At 51.0% G+C, this 21773-nt stretch carries 22 protein-coding genes and 1 riboswitch; of the genes, 5 read left to right on the top strand and 17 right to left on the bottom strand.

All coding sequences use genetic code 11. The features are described from left to right. Positions 1 to 15: 15 nt before the first annotated feature. From kdpA to KNQ18_RS01200, 3 genes are all read right to left on the bottom strand, one after another. Positions 16 to 1656 (bottom strand): potassium-transporting ATPase subunit KdpA, encoded by a 1641-nt coding sequence (kdpA, locus tag KNQ18_RS01210; RefSeq protein ID WP_064299336.1) that lies wholly within the window; start codon positions 1654 to 1656, stop codon positions 16 to 18. 23 nt (positions 1657 to 1679) lie between these two features. Next, entirely contained in the window at positions 1680 to 1760 is an 81-nt protein-coding gene (locus KNQ18_RS17460; protein WP_071908832.1) for a potassium-transporting ATPase subunit F, read from the bottom strand. Positions 1761 to 1981: 221 nt separating this feature from the next. Continuing rightward, a riboswitch (cyclic di-AMP (ydaO/yuaA leader) is annotated at positions 1982 to 2135 on the bottom strand. Positions 2136 to 2376: 241 nt separating this feature from the next. Further along, positions 2377 to 2571, bottom strand: a complete 195-nt coding sequence (locus KNQ18_RS01200) for a hypothetical protein (protein WP_029342614.1) — start codon at positions 2569 to 2571, stop codon at positions 2377 to 2379. A gap of 170 nt (positions 2572 to 2741) precedes the next feature. On the opposite strand from KNQ18_RS01200, the gene KNQ18_RS01195 reads away from it, so the two are divergent. Continuing rightward, positions 2742 to 3221, top strand: a complete 480-nt coding sequence (locus KNQ18_RS01195; protein WP_214858312.1) for a glutathione peroxidase — start codon at positions 2742 to 2744, stop codon at positions 3219 to 3221. Between the two features lie 47 nt (positions 3222 to 3268). Here KNQ18_RS01195 and KNQ18_RS01190 read toward each other — a convergent pair whose 3' ends face one another. Continuing rightward, complete coding sequence (locus KNQ18_RS01190; protein ID WP_215083617.1) at positions 3269 to 3838, bottom strand: hypothetical protein; 570 nt, start codon at positions 3836 to 3838, stop codon at positions 3269 to 3271. A gap of 63 nt (positions 3839 to 3901) precedes the next feature. Next, positions 3902 to 4975: a glycerate kinase gene (locus tag KNQ18_RS01185; RefSeq protein WP_214805487.1), complete on the bottom strand. Its 1074-nt coding sequence runs from the start codon at positions 4973 to 4975 to the stop codon at positions 3902 to 3904. Between the two features lie 131 nt (positions 4976 to 5106). On the opposite strand from KNQ18_RS01185, the gene KNQ18_RS01180 reads away from it, so the two are divergent. Continuing rightward, the gene (locus KNQ18_RS01180; protein WP_214805489.1) at positions 5107 to 5796 is read left to right on the top strand and encodes a hypothetical protein; all 690 of its coding nucleotides are present in this window, start codon (positions 5107 to 5109) and stop codon (positions 5794 to 5796) included. After that, entirely contained in the window at positions 5793 to 6413 is a 621-nt protein-coding gene (locus KNQ18_RS01175; protein ID WP_214805491.1) for a hypothetical protein, read from the top strand. Before KNQ18_RS01180 ends, KNQ18_RS01175 begins: the two co-directional genes overlap by 4 nt. Positions 6414 to 6477: 64 nt before the next feature. Here the strand turns inward: KNQ18_RS01175 and KNQ18_RS01170 are convergent, their stop codons facing one another. Then, the gene (locus KNQ18_RS01170) at positions 6478 to 7389 is read right to left on the bottom strand and encodes a Gfo/Idh/MocA family protein (RefSeq protein WP_214805493.1); all 912 of its coding nucleotides are present in this window, start codon (positions 7387 to 7389) and stop codon (positions 6478 to 6480) included. Between the two features lie 172 nt (positions 7390 to 7561). Between KNQ18_RS01170 and KNQ18_RS01165 the strand changes: the two genes are divergently transcribed. Continuing rightward, positions 7562 to 8815, top strand: a complete 1254-nt coding sequence (locus KNQ18_RS01165; protein ID WP_214805495.1) for an SH3 domain-containing protein — start codon at positions 7562 to 7564, stop codon at positions 8813 to 8815. Positions 8816 to 8961: 146 nt separating this feature from the next. Further along, the gene (locus tag KNQ18_RS01160) at positions 8962 to 9567 is read left to right on the top strand and encodes an AmiS/UreI family transporter (protein WP_215083615.1); all 606 of its coding nucleotides are present in this window, start codon (positions 8962 to 8964) and stop codon (positions 9565 to 9567) included. A gap of 286 nt (positions 9568 to 9853) precedes the next feature. On the opposite strand, the gene KNQ18_RS01155 is transcribed toward KNQ18_RS01160, so the two are convergent. Genes KNQ18_RS01155 through KNQ18_RS01105 form a run of 11 tightly spaced genes read right to left on the bottom strand, consistent with a single transcriptional unit; the run spans position 9854 to position 21759 of the window. Further along, a complete protein-coding gene (locus tag KNQ18_RS01155; protein ID WP_149427843.1) occupies positions 9854 to 10750 on the bottom strand; it encodes an LCP family glycopolymer transferase in 897 nt (298 codons plus the stop codon). 29 nt (positions 10751 to 10779) lie between these two features. Then, a complete protein-coding gene (locus KNQ18_RS01150) occupies positions 10780 to 11523 on the bottom strand; it encodes a hypothetical protein (RefSeq protein ID WP_050678143.1) in 744 nt (247 codons plus the stop codon). 23 nt (positions 11524 to 11546) lie between these two features. After that, positions 11547 to 12698 (bottom strand): aminotransferase class I/II-fold pyridoxal phosphate-dependent enzyme, encoded by a 1152-nt coding sequence (locus KNQ18_RS01145; RefSeq protein ID WP_251133279.1) that lies wholly within the window; start codon positions 12696 to 12698, stop codon positions 11547 to 11549. Further along, positions 12695 to 13768 (bottom strand): lipid II:glycine glycyltransferase FemX, encoded by a 1074-nt coding sequence (locus KNQ18_RS01140; RefSeq protein WP_149427844.1) that lies wholly within the window; start codon positions 13766 to 13768, stop codon positions 12695 to 12697. The genes KNQ18_RS01145 and KNQ18_RS01140 overlap by 4 nt, the downstream gene beginning before the upstream one ends. After that, positions 13749 to 14369, bottom strand: a complete 621-nt coding sequence (locus tag KNQ18_RS01135; protein ID WP_215083613.1) for a sugar transferase — start codon at positions 14367 to 14369, stop codon at positions 13749 to 13751. Before KNQ18_RS01135 ends, KNQ18_RS01140 begins: the two co-directional genes overlap by 20 nt. A 15-nt stretch (positions 14370 to 14384) precedes the next feature. Then, positions 14385 to 15494 carry a glycosyltransferase family 4 protein gene (locus KNQ18_RS01130; protein ID WP_215083611.1) on the bottom strand — a complete coding sequence of 370 codons (1110 nt, stop codon included), beginning with the start codon at positions 15492 to 15494 and terminating at the stop codon, positions 14385 to 14387. Then, entirely contained in the window at positions 15482 to 16825 is a 1344-nt protein-coding gene (locus tag KNQ18_RS01125) for a nucleotide sugar dehydrogenase (protein WP_050678148.1), read from the bottom strand. The genes KNQ18_RS01130 and KNQ18_RS01125 overlap by 13 nt, the downstream gene beginning before the upstream one ends. A 12-nt stretch (positions 16826 to 16837) precedes the next feature. After that, on the bottom strand, positions 16838 to 18187 hold the full coding sequence (locus KNQ18_RS01120; protein WP_215083609.1) for a phenylacetate--CoA ligase family protein: 1350 nt from the start codon (positions 18185 to 18187) through the stop codon (positions 16838 to 16840). Further along, a complete protein-coding gene (locus KNQ18_RS01115; protein ID WP_215083607.1) occupies positions 18177 to 19211 on the bottom strand; it encodes an NAD-dependent epimerase in 1035 nt (344 codons plus the stop codon). Before KNQ18_RS01115 ends, KNQ18_RS01120 begins: the two co-directional genes overlap by 11 nt. Then, a complete protein-coding gene (locus KNQ18_RS01110; RefSeq protein ID WP_215083605.1) occupies positions 19201 to 20487 on the bottom strand; it encodes a glycosyltransferase family 39 protein in 1287 nt (428 codons plus the stop codon). Before KNQ18_RS01110 ends, KNQ18_RS01115 begins: the two co-directional genes overlap by 11 nt. Positions 20488 to 20499: 12 nt before the next feature. Next, entirely contained in the window at positions 20500 to 21759 is a 1260-nt protein-coding gene (locus tag KNQ18_RS01105; RefSeq protein ID WP_215083603.1) for an oligosaccharide flippase family protein, read from the bottom strand. Between the last annotated feature and the right edge of the window lie 14 nt (positions 21760 to 21773).

The following is a 21773-nucleotide window of genomic DNA, read 5'->3' as shown; positions in this document are numbered from 1 at the left end:
GATTTTATCTCCTGTTCACATCGTCAGCCAATCCGCGACTGGTCCAAGTACGAGCACTGGCAAGAATGTCAATGCACCGACGAGTACGACCGTACCGAGGAAGACTGTTCCGAAGAGTGGTGTGTCTGTCTTAAACGAAAATTCATCTTGCGGAACCGATTGCTTCGCTTTAAGCGAACCTACGATCGCAAGCATCAAGATCAATGGGATGTAGCGTCCGAAGAACAACGCGAATGACGTCGAGACGTTCCAGTAGACGTTTGCGTCGCCGAGTCCTTCAAAACCGGATCCGTTGTTCGCCGTCGCGGATGTGAACTCATACAAGACTTGCGACAGTCCGTGATAACCTGGGTTCGAGATGCCGGCGACGCCTGGTGCAGCGTACATCGAGATTGCCGTTCCGACGAGAATCAGGAATGGCGGCACGAGTAGCGCGATCGCGATCATCTTCACTTCGAACGTCTCGATTTTCTTCCCGAGGAACGTCGGTGTCCGACCGATCAAGAGACCTGTCAGGAAGACTGCGACGAAGGCGTAAAGTAAGACGTTCAGGAATCCTGCACCTGCTCCACCGTAAACGACGTTGAGCATCATATTGCCGAGTTGGATCAATCCAGCAAGTGGATGCAGTGAGTCATGCATCGCGTTGACCGCACCGGTTTCAGCTGCCGTCGTAATCGAACTGTAGAGCGCCGTTCCGATTTGACCAAATCGTAATTCCTGACCATGTGCCGTTGGATTCGCAAGTAAGCTCCCTGCCATCCCGACCGTCATCATGATGAAGAGAAGCGTCATGACTCCAAGGAATAGTCGACCTTGTTTCGCGGAACCGATGATTTTGCCGTAAGCGATTGGAAGTGACATCGGAATCAGTAGCATCAAGAACATCTGGATGAAGTTGACGAATTGGTTCGGGTTCTCGAATGGATGAGCACCATTGACACCAAAGAAACCACCACCGTTGTTCCCGAGCTGTTTGATGACTTCAAACGCAGCAACCGGTCCACGGTAAATCAACTGCTTTGCTCCTTCGAGCGTCGTGACGCTGACCGCCCCTCCGAACGTCTGTGGTACACCGAAGACGATCATGACCATCCCGAACACGAGTGAAATCGGAATCAAGATTCGCAAGATGAAGCGAACGAAGTCGGCATAGAAGTTACCGAGTGGTTTGTTCGCAAGACCACGAATGACAGCGATACAGACCGTGAACGCCATCGTTGGAGCGACGAACAACATCGTTCCAAGGACGAACGTTTGCGAGAGATATGAGAGTGCCTCGCCTGAATAGTGTTGTTGATCGGTGTTCGTCATGAAACTGATTGTCGTATGCAACGCTGTCGACCAATCGAGATTCACAGCACCGTTCGGATTCAAGGGTAGACTGCCTTGGAAACGAAGTAGCAAATAACCACCGATGAAGAAGAAAATATTTACAAGCAACAAACTTTTCGAGTAACCGACCCACGATTGATCGTGTTTCTTTTCATCGACGCCGAGTAACAAAAGAAGTCGTCGTTCGACCTTACCGATTTTATCGACCCGACGCTCTGCGACAGGTGCGAAGTATATCCCGATGTAGCGACCAAGCAAGACCGCCGCGCAAAGTGCGATGACGAGTAGGATCCAAAATTGGATCATGAATTGAGTCCACATGTTTTTCTTTTCTCCCTATGCGATTAGAATTTTTCTGGATACATCAGACAATAACCGAGATACAAGAAGACGAGGCAGCCCGTCGCTAGTAAAAACCATGTCATTTACGGTCACCTGCTCTCCACTGGACACGTTCGATCAGATGAATCATCCCGAACGTCGTACCGAAGAAGAAGGCAAGCAATACGATACTCCACAGCTCTCCCATTATGAAATTACCCCCATATTATTCAATATTTTTACAATTAGACACGACAAAAAGACGATGTGAGGCAATAAACGGCCCCAGCATCGCCTTTATACTTTGGCATACTGAAAAAGAGTCGTTCCCTCCTAAAAACGCCTGCGAGGTTAGCTGTCGGATTCGGGCATACCTAGGAATTCGCCCTACCTTTCCCGTTCGGAAAGGATTCACCCCGTGTCACGTGTCGTGACGGTTGGGTCCCCCGCTTCAATCATGAATTCGGCGTACTTTGAGATCGAAGCATTAACATGTTAGTGTTCGTTGATGAGATGGATATTACTCCGATTTTTTCGGGTTGTAAATAGAAAAGTTGAAAAAAAAATAGTCTGATTTTTTAATGACTTACTTTCGAAAAATAGCGTTTTTCACCTCTATGCTATAGAAGAAAAAAAACCGCAGAAATCGATTCCTTCATCTAAAATGGAGGAGCTCCATTTTAGCGAGAATCGTTCCGCGGTTTCATGAACGAACAATGATTATGATTGCTGATTCATTTTGGCATGAACCGTCAAAGGAGCTAGCATCGTCACCCATAGGGCAACCACTCCAGAAACAAGAATCACAATATCGCGTTCGAACCCAAGCGTCAGTAAGGTAATACAACTACTGACCAGGACGAGACAAAGCGTCGCGATCATAACGAACCGCGATTGTTTCAACATTTTTCTCATGTGGCATCTCTCCTTTCCTTCCATATTCCTTTTCATCGTAACAAAGATTCATCGAAAAAGCGTCGCTGACACCCGATTGTGATGTTTCTGTCATCTCGCAAGTAACGATAGAAGACGACGAGAAAACGGATTTGTTACACTGGAGAAGTACTTAAAAAGGGGGAATCGATATGTTACAAGATCATTCATTTCAACGCGTCGACGGAACGTCGGCATCCTTAAGTGACTACCCAGCTCAAGCATGGCTGATCGTCAATACAGCCAGCAAATGTGGCTTGACGCCACAGTTCGAAGGACTCGAGCAATTGCATCAAGACTATCGTTCGCAAGGGTTGACCGTACTTGGTTTCCCATGTAATCAGTTCGCGAATCAAGATCCGGGAACGGACGAGGAGATCCAGTCGTTCTGCCAAGTCAACTACGGCGTGACATTCCCCGTCTTCTCAAAAATTGATGTCAACGGTGAGCAAGCACATCCGTTATTCGAGGAACTGAAAGCACAAGCACCAACGACGGACGGTGCAACAGACGTCGAGTGGAATTTCACAAAATTCCTCGTGACCCGTAATGGAGAAGTGACGCGGTTCTCACCAAAAACGAATCCAACTGATTTGACGGCAGCAATTGAACGATTGCTCGTTCAAGTCTAAAAAAATAAGCTTCCCTCCTTCTCTCTTGAAGGAACGGAAGCTTATTTTCATGTTGTCCCCGGCTCAAGATGACGGCTGATCATCTCTTCCGCCAATCGTTTGACGTCATCGATGTCGCGCATTTCCGTGAACGGATGCCCCCAGACGATCAGCTCTTCGATTTCTTCAATCGGTTGCGTCGTATAGCGTGTACCGTCGGCAACGAACTCTTGCGCAATCGTAGATTCAAAAGCTGCGTATTTCAGGAGCCACGGCTTTTCACTTAAGATTTTTTGCGCATGTTTTGCTTGCTTGAACGCAACATCGCCGACGAGGACGACCGGATCGAATCGTTCATGGAGCGGATGCGTATATTGAACAGAGATCAGCAATCCATGTTGGTTCGTTTTTTCTTGTTGCCGGACATACGTCCGTGTTAAAAAGTGCGGCACGAGTGACTCCGCACTCTCCTTCGTCTGATGGATGCTCAGACCATGTTCCGTTTGGACGACTTCCGGGAGAATCGGTTCGTATCCACGGTTTGCTAATTGTTGATCGAGCTCTTTGAATAATAGCAGGGTATGTTCGACCAGTGCTCGGACTTGGCGAAACGATAATTGAATCGATTGATTGATCATACGATGACCTACCTTCTCTAAAAGTATGGCAATATACAGTTATTTACCCAAACTTTTCCGACTTCATCCCTGTTTCAGTGAAAGTTCCTCGAGCCACTTACGTGCTTGCTCGCTCATACGAGCCATCGTCTGTTCTCGATCGAGCGTGATTGCTTGTCCGGCATGGATCGAGCGACAATCGAGTGCGTGCGGCATGTTTTCTTCGACGATTCCGGCAAGGATCAGACAAGGAACGTCAGCTGCTTTCGCCATCCGCGTGACCTCACCTGGTAACTTACCGATTTGACTTTGACGGTCAACGCGTCCTTCTCCTGTCCAGACATAATCGGCTTGCTCCATCCGCTCTGCTACGCGAAGATGTTGCAGGATCGTCTTGGCTCCCGGAACGATCGTGCCGCCCAGCGCATAGACCGCTCCCCCGAGTCCACCGGCTGCTCCAGCTCCTTTAACATTTTCTAGTCCAAGTAACCGCCCGATCCGTTCAAGTTGCTGATCGAGCTTTACGATGTCTTCTCGAAGCAGTCCTTTTTGTGGACCGAACAGATAAGCTGGACCATCTGGACCATGATAAAGAGCTGTCACATCGACGAGCGCTTCCAGTTGAACAGGATACGCTGGGCATTGAATAGTATGCGTCTCAAGTAACGGATTCGTTTGAAACGAAATTAAATCACCAGACGCATCTTCAAGTCGACAACCGACTTCTGCGAGTAAACCGAGTCCGCCGTCCGTCGTACCAGTCCCGCCTAAGGACAGTCGGATATGCGTGATTCCCTGATCGCGTAACTGAGCAATCAAACGACCGACACCACGCGTATTCATTCGGACGGGATCATCCTCGCTTCGCCGCATCGGCAATCCACAAATACGCGCGACTTCGATGACGGCGTCTGTACCCTTGACAGCGTACTCTACTTCACACGGACGACCTGCCAAATCCATCGTCATCGCCGTCTTCACGTCATATCCGAGTGCGAGATAGACATCGAGCGTTCCCTCCCCGCCGTCCGCAACAGGCGAAAAATCGATGATCGCTGTCGGATCATACGCTCGGATCCCGGAGGCGACCGCTTCTGCCGCCTCTTTCGAAGAAATACTCCCTTTGAATGCATCCATCAAAATCAAGTGACGTCCCATCTGTACATTCCCCCTAAAAAACTCATATCAAGTTTTGATTGCGTTTCCAATTAATGTTACGATGATACTAATTTCAAATTACCATTACCTTATCTGACATTTCATTTTACATACACAGGAGGTCTTATTTCATGGAACGCTGTTCGTTATGTGGTACACCACTTCGTCAACACGATACGACTTGTTCTCATTGCCAACATCCTGTCATCAAGAAAGAACGACCAGCTGAACCACCTGCTCCGTCCTCTTCACGGACTTGGCTCATCAGCACCTGTCTTTTGCTCTTTCTCGTCGGAGGAGCCGGTTTCCTGTGGTATTCGTTACAAGATCCCGTTTCGCCGGAAGCCGGTCAGACGCCTAGCGTCGAAGCACTCGCTCTTTCTGAATGGTCCGATGAACAAACGGCTTACAATCAAACGTATTCGAAAGATCGGCCTCCGACGTCCTATGATGTCCTTCGTTTCGTCCGCCAATACACACGAACGATTCCAGAGCTTGCGACGTATTCAAAGAAATACGATTCCATCGAGACATTTTCCGCCATCCAGTTTACGACCTTGAAGGTGTTCGAATCCGAGTTCGACCATCTCGAGCGATTGACGAATGCCGCTGATGCCCCTGTCGCTCCAAGTGTTCTTGCCGTGACATTCCAAAAATTTACGTCAAAAGGTACCACGTATCACTTGCGTACACAGGAAACGTACCAAATCGCGACAGCAACGGGTTCAAAGCCTGTGACCTACCGCGTTCATTATCGTTTGAAAGTGCATACGGATCATCTGCAAATCATTGATGTCAATCGAACGGAGGTGACCTCATGAAACGAGTGCTCCTCTGTCTGCCCCTTTGTCTTTTGATGGCGTGTTCGCCCGAAACATCCAAGATTCAAGAACAGCTCGAACAGCAAACTTATACCCGCGCCGTCGAACAATCAAAACAAGACATCGATGAACCGGCTGCTCGGCTAATGGTTCAGCTTGAGCGACAGCTTGCCGGTTATCAACTGCGTGATGTCTTAAAAACCGCGGAGGCGATCGAACGTCTTCAACTCGCAACGGATCACCCTGTCCGAAAACGAGCAGAAGCCATTGCCCTCAGTGCAAGAGAGACGTTGCAACAAGTCAAACAGTTCGAAGGAACATATGAAGTTGAACGAAGCACGCTCGAAGACGAGCCGTTCGACGGAACCGGGCGCATCCATGTCTCTTTTGATGAGCAAGATACGTTCAGCGCGACGCTTCGCTTTGATCAGTTCGGTCTCCCGGACGCACTCCGAAACGATGAAGAGACCATCCGTTTCGAACCCGATCTCTCCGCTCGTGTCAACTTATCTGGAGGACAAGTCAGCTATCGCTTCGTCCGTTCGACGCTCCGCGTGACGTTTGAAGGTCCGGGCGGCAAACGGATCTATCAACTCAAACAACTGTCAGACAAATAATCAGTAAAACGCCGCTTCACTTGAGACTGTCCTCGAGTGAAGCGGCGTTTTTTACGATTTCTACTCAGCGAGCAGCTTGAACTTGCTCATACACCTGTTGGCATAATTCATGTGTCGCGAGGCTATCAGAAGCTACGACCGATTCGGACGATTCCCCCTTGATCGTCCGAAGGAACGCCTCTAGCATATCGACGAATCCACGCCGCTTTAGCGTCGCTTCCCAGTTATCGAGCGGATACCGAAGCGTGCCTTGTTTCGTCAACTGATCAAGTGTCGTCACGTCCGTTGCGATTCGTTTTTCTTCCGGTCCCATCACTTCGACGCGTTCTTCCGTGATGCCGTTATTGCGGTTCATGACACCAATCGCCGTGATTCCGTTCGAGACGAATTGAATCGTTACGTGATGCAGACCGCTTGCGTCTTGCTTACTCTTGACGTGTAAGTCTTCGATTTCACCGCATCCTGTCAAGAAACGAAGCGTATCCGCGACATGAATGAAGTCGTCGAATAGAAACGGCTTAGCGTCTTCGATGAACGACGTCCGATTCTTTTGCATGAGGACGAGATTCGGATCGTTGACCTCAAGTAAGCGCTGATGCGCTGAAGCGAAGCGTCGATTGAATCCCGTGATGAACGGTAACTGTTTCTCCTCTGACAGACGTGTTAGTTCACGAATCTCTTCGATTTCCATCGAGACCGGCTTATCCACGTAGACGGCGATTCCTGCTTCAAGCGCTTGCCGTGCTTGCTCCGCATGGACGACAGTCGCTGAATGGATCATGACCGCATCGATTCCCTCCTGTACGGCGTCAGCAAATGTCGCGTATGTTCCTGCAAAGCGATACGCCGCTTGCAATCGTTTTGCTTTCTCTTCATCTCGCGAGATCAGATACACCTCGATATCGGATCGTTCGGCATAGACGGGTAAGTAGGCTTTTTGTGCGATGTCCCCTAGACCAATGACTGCTAATTTCATGTGAACTCCTCCTTTTCCTCTGTTGCTTACATTCCCTATGATACGTCAATTGACACGAAAAGATGGAAATCGGCTCGTTACAGGATTCGAATTCCTTTTTTTGAAAAGAAGTGAATTTCCTTTTTTTGTTTTATGATAAAACCATATTTGAACAAGGAGGGAATGAGTTTTTATGAAGCGCTTGCTCCGTACTAGTCTTACGCTCTTATTATTGTTCGCTTTATGTCTTCCTGCCATACCTGCAAAGGCAGCCAGTTACCAAGTCGTCGTCACTTCGACGATTGGGGCGAACATCCGCTCAAAGCCGAGTACAGCCTCGTCTGCGACGATCGTCCGACGTGCCGCGTACAAGGCAAAATTCACAGCCGTCTCGTATACGAATGGCTGGTATAAGATCAAGGACGGAGGTACATATCGTTATCTATCGAACCAAGTCGCTAAAAAAGTGTCGAGTAGTTCCGTGAAGACGTACAAAATCGTCGTCTACTCGAAGGCTGGAGCGAACGTCCGGACATCACCAAGCACAGCATCATCAAAGAATATCAAACGACTCGCACCGTACAACTCGAAGTTCAATGCAGTCTCGTACTCGAACGGTTGGTATAAGGTCAAAGGCACGACCAACTATTACTATGTATCGAGCCAAGTTGCTCGAAAAGTGACGACGAGCAGTCCTAAACCATCGAGTAGCAGTTATCCGGTTGCATCGATGCGGTATTTCAAGCTTGGATCGTCAAGTTATCAATTGACGAAAGAAAGCTTCGTCCGCCGTTATCCAGCGAGTACGACGAAACTGTTGACGGGAATCGTCGCGTACGACGAAGCGGCACGAAAAGGCACGCTCGATCAAACGTTCACCCTGACGTCTTCAATGTTATCCGTTCCTGCAGGTAGCAGTGTCGCTGGTTTCCGTGCTGGCGATAAAGTCACGATGCGTCAACTCTTGAACGGGATGCTGATCCGTTCTGGTAATGATGCAGCAAAAGCGATCGCTGTCCGGACAGCAGGTTCTGAATCGAAGTTCGTCTCGTACATGAACAGTCGCGCCCGTTCGATCGGGATGAGTGCGAGCCATTTCATGAACCCACATGGCTTCTATCATCCAAGTCATTACACGACGGCTGCTGATATGCAAAAACTCGCGAATACATATGCGAAGTACAGCGCGCTCATGACGATCAGTGGACGAAAATCATACCAGACGACCGTCAAAGGACCGTATGCACGGACGTTGACGTGGTATCACACGAACACCTCACTTCCAGGTGATACACGTGTTTATGCGAGCAAGACCGGTTACACTCCGGAATCTGGCTACACACGTGTCTTCTTCATCAAAAAAGGCTCGACGCGATATGGTCTTGTCACACTGAAAGGATCGTTGTCTCAAACCGAGACGACACTCCGTTCTGTCTTGAACCAATGATCTTTTAATCAACAACCTGATTCCCTTTCCGGGAGTCAGGTTGTTTTTCGTTTTGTCTCTAAAATTATGCTTGCGCTGAAAACGAATTCATCTTAGAGTTAAGTTTAGAATCAGACGTCTGACGTCTTAATGAAGGAGAGTTTTACGTGGGAAATGTCAGTTTGTTATTTGGGGGCGTCGCGCTCTTTTTAAATAGTTTGACCTTGTTCGGAAAAGTCGATCTCCGTAGCGCGGGTGTCTTCAGTCTCATCACCGGTTTATTGCAGACGTTCATCGCAACGTATCTCGTCATCGGTGCAGCTGGTGATCCGGCGTTGACGTTCGGATACGCGAGCATCTATCTGTTTGCCTTTACGTACGTTTACGTCGGAATCACGTTCTTGTTCAATCTCGACGGGAGCGGAGTCGGTTGGTTTTCTTTGTTCGTCGCGATTGCCGCATTGTTTTATGCGTTCGTCAGCTTCATGACGAATGACATCATCGGCGGAGTGACCTGGTTGTTCTGGGCATTGCTCTGGAGCCTGTTCTTCCTCGGAATGGGGATGAATCGCCCGATTGATGCGATCACTGCCCGCGTTGCCCTCGTCTTGAGCTGGTTGACGTTGATCGTACCAGCACTGATCGGGCTTCGATTCGGCTACTTTAGTTCGGCATACCAGTGGTTATGGAGCGGCGCTGCTGTTCTGACTGCTGTCTATTTCCTCTATACGATGATGAAATTCTCGATGCTTCGGACGATTCGCTCGTCGTGATAGATACATGACACTAAGCTGCTAATATGAAAAAGAGGTTCGTTTCCCGATCATGTTCTGGGAACGGACCTTTTTTCATTCGATGAATACAGAACGCTAAAATCATCCGCGCCTCCTACAGGAAAAGAAAGTGCATCAGCACTTTCGTCAGGGATGGGTCAGACCCGGCAAATCGCATGTAGTGCGAGCTGCCGCTGCTGATTTCCCGCCTGAGGAAAGCGAGGATGATTTTAGCGTTCGTTTCGTCATCAATCAGAACTGATGTCGTTTTTTTGCGTTATTCTCATCATTTCAATGCTTCCTGCAGTTGAGCTTGAACTTCTTTCAACGACTTGTCGGTCGGATGCCAGTAGTAGATTCCGTCCGATTCGATACCACCTTTCCCGTCGAGTGATAAGGTCTCGACATTTCGTAAAGCATCCCGGTAATCTGTCGCAACGGTCCGGGCAACGGAAAACGGTACGTTCGTCTTGACGTTTTTCCCGAGTGCTTCCAGGACGGCATTGAAGCGACGAATCGAAAAGTCCTCCGTCATCTTATCAGCGACCGCCTGAACGACTTGCCGTTGACGGATCTGTCGTCCGAAATCTCCGCGTGGATCATCATAGCGCATCCGCGCGTAGGCGAGTGCTTCCTTCCCGTTCAACGACAGTTCCCCTTTTGGAAATTGCATCTCATAGTACGAGAAATTGATATCGTTCTCGACGGTGACACCATCGACGGCATTAACGAGATCCGTGAAACCATCTAGATTGATTTCTGCGAAATAGTCGAGTCGGATATCAAGTAGATGACTGACCGTATCGAGTGCCATCTGTGGACCACCGAAGGCATAGGCATGATTGATTTTATCGTTCGAACCATTGCCGATGATTTCTGTCTTTAAATCACGTGGGATACTGATCATCTGGCTCTTATTCGTCTTCGGATCAATCGTCACGACGATGATCGTATCACTGCGTCCCGTCTCGTTTTTTCGTTGATCCACCCCGAGTAAGAGAAACGAGAGTCCTTTTTTCTGTTCGACGGCCTTCTCTGTCTCGACGCTTGCCTTGACGGGCACCTGTACTTGGACTTCTTGCATCGTCCGACTCGCTTTTTGATAAACGTATCCGCCTGAACCGAAGAGAAGGAGCAGGCATATCCCCGTCAGTGTCAACACGATCCATTTCCACTTCTTCATCATCCATTCTCCTTTTCTTCGATCTGAATTCAGGACGGTCTCTGCGCTTCAAGTACGAGCAAAGCATTGCGCCAGCTACCGAACAAGGCGGTGATGACACCGATGCTGGGTGCATCACGACCGATGCTGAACCGTTGGTAACTTGCGATCGTCAGATTTTCCGTTTCTTGCGCGGCTGTAGCAAGTACGTCGAGTACTTCCTCTTCTCGCCAGCGTTTCCGCGGGAATTCGATGCCGATGATTTCAAGGGCGTTTGACCAAGAGCCGTACCGGCGGGCAATCGTTGCGACGGTCGGACGATTTTGACCAGCCGCCCACTTCGTGTAGGTCTGGCTCGTCAAGACCGGCAAGGCACCTTGCGCTTCAAGTAATGACTCGATGATCCGTTGTTCCATTTCCTGGACGCGTTCCTTCAAGATATCTGCTTCTGACAATGCCTGCTGCCACGAGTTGAATTGATGGACGATATCCGTCAGGCTAGGTGCTTGCTTTTGTTGCGCCCATTCGCGGTACGTCGCGCTCGTGAAAGGATCGAGTTCCTCCCGTGCCTGACGCAAGGCGTCAATGATTTCCGACTTCGTGAACGTCAAGCGGGCATGTCCGATGCCAGCTCGTTCCAAGGCGATCTGCCACGACCCAAACAGCATCAGGATTTCCGCGACGCTTGGATGAGTGGTGTTTAGTTGCCAGCGGAAATAGGTATTGGCCGTCAATTCATTTTTCCCGTTCGCAGCGAGACGGAGTGCGTGGATCGCTTCCTCCATATCGCGCATGACGATGTCCCCTTCCCATATATTCATGACTGGACGTTCCGGCGTACGGTCGTCTGCAAGGCGTGACGAACGTTTCGGATGACGACGGCTTGTTCGGTGAACGTCATTTGTGAAGCAGACGGAAGGCAGATTCCGTCTTCAAATAGGCGACGACTGATATCATCTCCTTCTGCTGTGACGAATGGTACGTCGCGATAGACGGGCTGTAAGTGCATCGGCTTCCAGACCGGACGGGATTCGGCATTCGCTTGTTGGAGCGTCTGGATCATTTCGTCGCGTTGCACTTGACCGCCTGGTAAGAGGAAAGCACTGAGCCAACGGTTGGCGAATGTTCCGGTCTGCTCGACTTGCGACGTGACGCCGTCCGGTGCAAAGGCACGATCGTAACGATCAAAGATTTTTCGCCGTGCGTCGACGCGTTGATCGATCACTTCGAGCTGTCCGCGTCCGATCCCAGCAGCGACGTTGCTCATCCGGTAGTTATAGCCGACTTCCGTATGCTCGTAATGGATGACCGGTTGCCGTGCCTGTGTTCCGAGATAGAAGGCACGTTCGATCAAGGCTGGATCATTTGCAACGAGCATCCCGCCGCCTGACGTCGTGATGATCTTGTTGCCATTGAAGGAATAGATCCCGAACGTCCCGAACGTTCCCGTCATCCGTCCGTTGACGCGTGTTCCGAGTGACTCTGCCGCATCTTCGATCAACGGAACATCGTATTCTTCACAGAGCGCAGCGATCTCCTCAATCTGCGCTGCAACGCCGTACAGATGAACGACGATGACGGCTTTCGGAAGTTTTCCTCGTGTTGCCGCCTGGATCAACGCGCGTCGGAGTGCGACGGGTGACATATTCCACGTCTCCTCTTCCGAATCGATCAGGACAGGACGGGCACCGACGTAGCGAATCGGATTCGTCGAAGCGATGAACGTCAAGGACTGACAGAAGACATCATCCCCCGTCGTGACACCAAGCGTCGCGAGTGCCAAGTGAATGGCTGCAGTACCACTGCTCGTCGCAAGCGCTGCGCGAGCTCCCGTGTAGGCGCGCATCTCTCGTTCGAAGGCGTCGACGTTCGGTCCAAGCGGTGCGACCCAGTTCGTCTCGAGTGCTTCCGTGACGTAACGTGCTTCTTGACCACTTAAGTGCGGGATGGAGAGCGGGATGTGTTTCATGATGTTTCCTCCCTTCGCGGTGACAGCTGACGGAGCGGCGTCCGGTAGATCGGGAACCACTGTCCTGTCTCGACTTCCGGATGTTGTCGTTTGATTTGTCGTGCGAGCCGGTCATAAATCGTCGGATCAAGAATCGATGTCCCGAGTCCGAAAAACGTTCGATTCGCTTCACCAAAAGATCGTTTGTAGGCGAGTAAGCTATCCTCATCGGATCGTGTCGTTCCGCCACCGAGATGCAGCGCTTGAAGACCAGCTTGTTTTGCCCAACGAATCATCTCCGCGAATAAGAGGTGATTCGGACGAAGCGACAAGTAGGCAGGATCTGAAGCACCGAGATGATAATGTGCGAACTGGCGACCCGTCAAGACGATGCATCCAGCGATGATCCGTCCCTCTTGTTCGGCAAGCAACAGGACATTTTTGATCCGTCCTTCGGCGAAGTGATCGAAGTAGGTCTGATTAAAGTAATACCGCGCATCGGCTTGGTGTTTATCCATCGTCATCTGGTAGAGACGGGCGAAGTCCGAGTACTCTTCCGGACGTCCGAGGCGAATCGTGACCCCTTCGCGGCGCGCCTTCCGGATGTTGCGGCGTGTCATTTGCGAGAATCCACCTTCGATCGTCTCGAACGGATCCGTCAGCTCAAGTGTCACGGTCGGCTGCAGGATATCCGTTTGATGACACCAGTGTTGACCAAGTTCCTGGTTGTGTAGCAAGGGATGGAAACGAACCGTCTCGGTGACGATTCCAGTTTCACTACAGTATTGTTCGAATCGCTCACGGGCTTCGCGAATCTGATCGAGTGACCAGATACCCGTGAAATAAGGACCACCGTAGCCGTACGGTGTCGTGATGTCTTCAAAGCGTGTGCCTGGAATCGGTCGCCGCAAGTACGGATAGATCAACGTTCCGAACTCCGTCGGATAATAAAATAATTCAGGAATCTCACCTTGCTCTTTTGCGAGTTCGAAGTAAGCATGTTCGTAGTAACAATCGAGTTGATAGGTTGCGACGAGCGCGTCCCATTCGCGCGGATCCCGAATCAATCGTTCATCGCTTAGCGACATCATGGGGAACACCTCCGTCGAGACCCTTGAACTCACCCATGCCGGTCTGGTGAGCTGTTGAGTTCCCTTCTGACGAGATGACCATCTTAAACGTCTTAAACAGGATGTAGAGATCGAGTCGGAACGTATGATTCGCCGCATACCATTGATCTTGCTCGAGACGTTGTTGCCACGTCGTTGCGTTGCGGCCGTGAATCTGCGCCCAGCCTGTCAGACCAGGCAGGACATCATGCCGTGTCATCTGCTCCTTCGTATAGTGATTAAGATAACTGACGAGCAACGGACGCGGTCCGACGAAACTCATCTGTCCGCGGAGGATATTAAGGAACTGCGGAATCTCATCAAGGCTTAAGCGACGGATCCACTCGAGCGATGCTGGAATCCGGTCCGCATCCGGAAGGAGATTCCCCTCGGCATCTGTTTCGTTCGTCATCGTACGGAACTTGTAGATTTTAAATAACTCGCCTTTATAGCCAGGGCGGACTTGATTGAAGAAGATCGGTCGTCCGAGTTTCGTATAGATGACTAAGGCGACGACGGCATACACAGGAAGTAGAATGAGGATGGCGATAAGACTAACCGTGAAGTCGAATAGGCGTTTCATGATGACGTCCTCCTTTTACATAGCTGAAAAGAGATCAAGTTGTCGTTTGATGACGTCGGCTTCGTTGAAATGTTTCATGGCACGGTCAAATCCATTCCGCCCCATCTCATTGGCACGGTCCGGATGTTCGACAAGCGTGTTCATTCGTTTGGCGAGCTTCGCGATGTCGCGGACTTCGACGAGATAACCTGTTTTCCCCTCGACGACCTCTTCGCGGCAGCCACGAATATTTGTCGCAATGACGGGCTTTGCACTCGCCATCGCTTCAATGATCGATCGTGGGACACCTTCGCGATGCGACGGTAAGACGAAGGCATCGACTTGTTGGAACAAGCTCGGTACATCTTCGACGAATCCGAGGTAATCGATATTCGGAATCTCACGGATCCGCCGTAAGAAGAGATGTTTCGTCGTCTGATCGCGCTCGCTTGCCATCATCTCACCGGCAATGACGAGACGGGCTTCCGGATGACGATAGACGACATCCTCGAACGCATCGAGCAGTTCGAGAATCCCCTTCTCTTCGACGATCCGACCGATGAAGAGGAACGTAAACGGTGCGCCTGCTTCACGCGGGCGTGGATAGAAGCGCGTTAAGTCGATGCCATTTCCAAGGTGCATCAGACGCGTATTTGCTTTGAAGCGTTTGCGCTGGGCGAGTTGATAATCTTCCTCGCTTTGAAGGAGCAGATAATCGGTTGCGAAACGCGCAAGCCACTTCTCGACGGAGTATGTCAGCTGATACGTCATCCGCCCCATCTTCTCGTGGAAGTAAAAGCCGTGTGCCGTATAGACGATATGCTTCGTTCCGGCCCGTTTCGCGGCAACGCGTCCGAGGGCGGCTGCAACCGGTGTGTGGACATGGACGGCGTCGTAGCCGTCCTCCTTCAAGATTCGCGTGATTTCACGGATCGTCCGCCAATTACTCGTCCAGTCGATCCGGCGCTCGATCGGAATGTCATGCATCCGGAATCCCTTCGCTGCGAGTTTTGCTGAGGCACCGGTGTCGGCACAGGCGATACCGACGTCGTGCCCGGCGTTTTGTAAAGCGAGTAAGAGCGGCTGCAACATCGTCTCTGCCGTCGTATCAAGAGCACAGACTTGAAGGATTTTTAGAGGCGCCATACGTGGACCCCCTCTGGCTGTTCTGACCGTGGCAACATCCCTTTGATGTCGACGACGATTCCGCGTCCGACTTTTAATAAGTGTTGTGCAAGATTCCAACCGCCTTCGACGTATTCTTCGTGTGAGACAGCGAAGATGACGACGTCGGCTGGTTTAAGTTCGCTCATCTCGAGTAGATCAATCCCGTACTCACGTTTCGCTTCACTCTTTTCGACGAGTCGATCCGTCACCTGGACGTCGATGCCGAACTCTTCGATTTCGCGGACGAGGTTCGCGACTTTCGAGTTCCGGATATCGCTGACGTTCTCCTTGAACGATAAGCCGAGGATCGTGACACGGGCGCCGAGGACCGGCATGTTTTGTTTAATCAAGTTCTTGACGAGCGCTGTTGCGATGAAGCGTCCCATCGTATCGTTGATCCGGCGTCCTGCAAGGATGACTTCCGGATGATAGCCGAGTGACTCGGCTTTCATCGTCAGATAGAATGGATCGACGCCGATACAGTGACCACCGACGAGACCTGGACGGAACGGAAGGAAGTTCCATTTCGTTCCGGCTGCTTCGAGAACTTCGAGTGTATCGATGTCCATCCGATCGAAGATGATTGCCAGTTCGTTCATCAAGGCGATGTTGAGATCGCGTTGTGTGTTTTCGATGATTTTTGCCGCTTCCGCGACCTTGATCGACGACGCACGGTGGACTCCGGCTTCAACGACCGCTTCGTAGACTTCAGCGACGATGTCGAGTGTTTGTTCATCCTGGGCAGATACGATTTTTTTGATCGTCTTGAACGTGTGCTCATGGTCGCCCGGGTTGATCCGCTCCGGTGAGTAGCCGACGAAGAAGTCGACGCCAGCGCGTAAGCCGGATGCTTCTTCAAGAACGGGGATGCAATCTTCTTCCGTCGCTCCCGGGTAGACCGTCGACTCGTAGACGACGATGTCGCCTTTATTGAGCTGGCGACCAACAAGATGTGAGGCCCGCAAGAGTGGCGTTAAGTCCGGCTGGTTCTGCGCATTGATCGGTGTTGGAACGGCGATGATGATGAAGTCGCTTGCTTGCAGTGCTGCTGGATCAGAGACGTAATCGACGGTTGCGTTCTTCAACGTAAACGGACTCAGTTCGAGTGTTGCGTCGATGCCTTCTTGCAGCTCTTGGATTCGTTGTTCCTTGATGTCAAAGCCGATCACGCCTGTTTTTTCACCGAACGCGACGGCGACGGGAAGTCCGACATACCCGAGTCCGACGACGGCAATCGAACGGTTGGCAATGGGAAGTGCACCGGTATGGGCTGCTGTCGTATCTACGATGTGTTTGACTGCCTTGTTCATGGTGGGTTCCTCCTATTTCATCGACTGTTTGACGATCAACGTTTTTCCGTTCGGTTCTTGTTTGACTTGTTCGACCGGCTCGAGAACGATCTTCATCCCGGAGCCGAGCAACTTACGCATCTCGTTCAAGAGGATCTGTTCGTGTTTCGGGTGGAAGCGTTTGGCGTCTGGAATATATCGGAGTGTCACGTGATTCAACGCGTGCTGCTCGACTTGAAGTCGCAAGACCGAGTTCGGTAGTTCGCGGGCAATCGTCGTGATGTCCCCTTCGAACACTTTGCCCCGCTTTTCGCTGAGGATGTAACTCGTTCCCCGTCCATCGATCGAAGCGATGACCGGTCCGTTTAGATCACAACTACATGTCTCGTCACTCAGTGTCATCCGGTCACCGATCCGGTAACGAATCAGCGGTGTCCCGCGTGTCGTAAAACACGTGACGACGACCTCGCCATCCTCTCCATACGGTTCGATGATGCCCGTCTCGTGGTGGAGATGTAGTTTTCGATGACTGCATTCTGAGATGATCGGTGCGCCTTCTGAGGAACCGTATTGATCGAAAACTGGAACGCCGAACGCTTCCTCAAGGATTGAGCGCATTTCCTCCGTCACCGTTTCCGATGTCGGGAAGATGGCGATCAGTGGAATATCCAATCGAATGTGATGCTTTAGCATATAGCGTGCGATTTCGACCATCGCCGTCGGTGTGCCGTCGAGCGCTCGTGGCTGAAAGCGATTCAGCTCCTCGATATAAGCTGGGAAGTTTTCTTCCTTCATGTGAAAGATCGAGACGAGCAACTGATTGAGTGGTCGGTTCATCCGCCAGAAGATTGGTTTCTTTTGATCGACGGCCGTCAGTGTCCGACCGGTGAAGCTCGCTCTGCGCATCCCGGCATGGAAGCCATGACGTTCCTTGAAGTAGTCGAGATGAGCCATTCGTTCCTGGACGTCCTCGCGCATGAACGCGACTTGGAGCGACTTTCCGCTCGTTCCGCCCGTCCGTCCTCGAACCGGCGCATCGACGCGGGACATGAACGCATCGTTTTTTTGGCGAAGCGTCTCTTTTTCAAGGATCGGAATCGTCTTCAGCTGCTCGAGTGACGTCAACGGTAACTGGATGTCATGTTCGTAAAAGAGTTGTGTGTAGTACGGTGTATGCGTCACGACGAAAGCGAGGAAGGCATTCAGGCGATCGAGTTGTTCCGCTTTATAATCCTGCGTCCGATCCTTCATTCGAAGTTCCTTCATCTTCTGTTCATAGAAGGGACCGTATCGTTCTTGCATCAACTTGCGTCCGTATAACGATGTCAGCCAATTTTGGATGAAGATTGGAGAGCGGTAGTAGAATTCCTCCTTAAGCGCCATCTTGGATTTCCTCCTTCAGCAAGTAGTGACTCTCATACCAGTCGATGAATGCGTTGATGCCGGCTTCGACCGTCGTCTGTGGTCGGTACCCGATCGTCTCGAATAGCGAGGAGACGTCGGCGAAACTTTCCGGGACATCCCCCGGCTGTAACGGCATCCCATTCTTGATCGCGGTCTTACCGAGACGTCGTTCGATCAAAGCGACGAATTCATTTAAGCGAATCGGGCTATGGCTACCGATGTTGTAGACACGATACGGAACGTTACTGCGATCCGGTAAGGGATTCGAGGCATCGAACGCTTCGTCGACTTCCGGTTCAGTCTGGAACAGGCGATAGATGCTTTCGATGATGTCGTCGACGTAAGTGAAGTCCCGTCCCATCTCGCCGTAGTTGTAGAGATCAATCGGTTCGCCCTTCGCAATTGCCTCCGTGAACTTGAACAATGCCATATCCGGGCGTCCCCATGGACCGTAGACGCTGAAGAAGCGAAGTCCTGTCGTCTTGATCCCGTAGAGACTACTGTAGGTGTGAGCCATCAGTTCGTTCGCTTTTTTCGAAGCGGCGTAAAGACTTAGCGGATGATCGACGGCATCCGTCGTCGCGAACGGCATCTTCGTATTCGATCCGTAGACGGAACTGGAGGAAGCGTAAATCAATTGTTCGACTGGGTAATGCCGACACGCCTCTAGAATCGAGAGAAAGCCGACGATGTTTGACGTCATGTAGACATCCGGTCGATCGATGCTGTACCGTACCCCTGCTTGTGCTGCCAGGTGGAGAACGAGATCGATCGATTCCTGTTCGAAAATCTGCGCGACGGCTGCCGTCTCTTCGAGTGAGACCCGGTAAAACGTGTAGTTCGTTCCGAGTTCAGCGAGCCGTGCTTCTTTTAACGTCGGGTCGTAATAGTCGTTCACTTCATCGAGTCCGATAACCCGGTAACCCTCCCGGATGAAACGACGTGCGGCGTGAAATCCAATGAAGCCTGCGATACCTGTAATTAAGATCGTTTTATTCGGCACGGTGTTCGACCTCCTCGAAGTAGTGGCGCGCTTGCCAGCGCATGTAGTGAACGGATGTGTAGACGATGAGTAACATCGGGAACAACTTATACCGGTGTCGGATGGCCGTTCCGACATTGCCGGTTCCTAGACCGAAGATGGCGGCGTTAAGCGCAAAGAGAAGGAAAAAGAAGAAGAGGACGCTGCCGAACGGATGCTGACGTATCAGTTTAAAGGACCGGACGATCGCAAAACAGGCGATGAAGTAGAAGATGGCGTCAAGGAAGAAAATCAGAATGTTCATGACGATCGACCATTGCCACGGGAACGGTGAGAACAAGAAGTAAATCGTCCGAATCGGCGAGTAGAGAATCATGTCAGCTGGACCTGTCACCATCAATCCGTTCAGATAAGCGGAGCCGCCACGGTCGTAACTCATCCCGCTGAATAACTGTCCGTTTTCTGAGACGTGAGTGAACTTCGCGAACAAGACGTCCTGGAAGCTGTAGACGATGAAGCCGACGATCAGTACTTGAAAGATCAGTCGCTGTACCTTAGTCGGTTCAAAGTCCATTCGTCGTGTCTCATGGCTATAAAATGAGAAATAGACGAGTAAGACGATAATCCCGACAGCAAGACCGGAGTGGAACATCGTACTGACGAAGTAGCCGAGATACGCGAGCGCCATATACCATCCGGACTTCTCTTCCGTCCAGCGCACCATGTAGTAAAGTGTGTAGACGATGCCAAGGGCGACGATCTGGTCACGCAAGAGAATCGGTGAGAGCAACAATCCTTGTGGGAAGAACGCGAAGATCAGTGTTGCTGCAAACACGTAGCGTTCCGGTAAGCGTAACCGTTGCAGCGTCTTCGCTAGGATGACGACAGCGACGACACCGAGGATGACGTTCAAGAACTGAGCGAGAATCCGTTCCGGACCGAACATCAAGTAGAAGATTCCGAGAAACTTGGAATAGGTGCCGCGAACGACATCATTGAAGGTCGACGGATCGGTGAAGATTTGGACACCTTCGAGATGAAAGGCTTCCGTGTCGTCACCACTGTGTGGCGGTAAGCGGAACAGCTCGAGATCGATGAACATCAGGACCAATCGGACGAAGAAAGCTGTGATGAAAACGAGAAAGAGTGGCGTCGTCTCTGCCTGACGGAGCAGATAATACAGAAACAACACCGCGTTGATGAGCAGCAAGGCGGTCACGTAGGTGTCCGGGAAGAGCGACCGGGCAAATTGGCAAGCAAGCGCTTCGAGAACGATGAGTAGTAGGATTGGTCGCATCTTCTTCCCTCCTTAACTGCTTTGTTCGACGACGAGCGTAACGTCCCGTGGATATAAAGACCGATACAGTGCTGGTAATAGCAGGACGATCTGAGTGACGGCGCAGAGGGTGTAAGCGATCGTCGCACCGTATAGACCATACAGCGGAATCAACAGGCTACAGGCGATGAGATTGACGACGACACTGCCGAAGATCGAGATCGTCTGGATCCGGAACTGCTGGAAGCCGGTCAACAGTGCCTGAATGACGGTCGAGTTGTAGAAAAAGAGTGAGGCGACCATCATCAAGACGAAAATCAGATGATATTGAACGAACGACGCGTTATAGAAAATCGTCAAGCCCCACTTACCAAAGAAGATTGCTCCGATGATCAACAGGATCCCGACGACGTTCGTCATCAGTAACATCGAACGAGTCAGCTTGCGCAGTTCCGGTAAACTTTGGCGTTCACCCGTCTCAGACGAGAAGTTCGGTAGCAAGACGGCAATCAAGGAGTGGATGAACAGACTACCAAGTACGAGTAGATAGGCGATGCTGGCGTAATAACCGAGCTCTTCCGTTCCGATTGCGTGACCGACGAACAATCGTGGGATGTTTGCGTTCAAGGCGATCAGGAGAGCGACGAATCCGAGTGGCATCGCCTTAAGGAACAGCTCCTTACCTGATCGGTACCGTAAGTCGAGTGCTTGATTGTCAAAGCCGCGACCGACGCGGCGAATCGTCGGTAAGTCGTATGCGAGTAGCATGATCAAGTTTCCGGCGATCAAGGCGAGTACGAATCCATGAATCGAATGGGTCGTAAAGAGGACGAGTGCTGCGCCCGAGACGTTCAAGAGACTCCGGAAGATTTTCGAGACGGCGACTTCCTTGAAGGCAGTGTGTCCTTGCAGGAAACCATAACCGAGATCAGCGAATGACTCCATGTATTTATTGAGGTAGACGAGCAGTGTCAGGAATAAGATGTCCGCTTCACCGAAGAAATAATAGACACCAAGGAGGACGAACACACCTGCCGAGAGGAGTGAAAAACGAGTCTTGATGAAGAGCCAGAAGTTCGTCAGACCAGCCCGTTCTGCCGTCAGGATCGTACTGGCGTTCAGCCAACAGAACATGACGATCGGTGCGGTGATGGCAAGGGCGTAGTTGAAATAACCGATGTTGAGCGGTGTACTCCATTTGATCAGGAGCGTCAAAATCATCCATTGATGAAGCGAATACGCCGTATCGGCAATGAAGATGAGATTGAAGCGGGACAGCCGGGCCGTTTTCATCGTTCTCCCTCCTC

The sequence above is a fragment of the Exiguobacterium sp. s78 genome (genome assembly GCF_018618985.1).
GTDB lineage: Bacteria > Bacillota > Bacilli > Exiguobacteriales > Exiguobacteriaceae > Exiguobacterium_A > Exiguobacterium_A abrahamii.
This window is presented reverse-complemented; position numbering and strand designations above follow the sequence as displayed.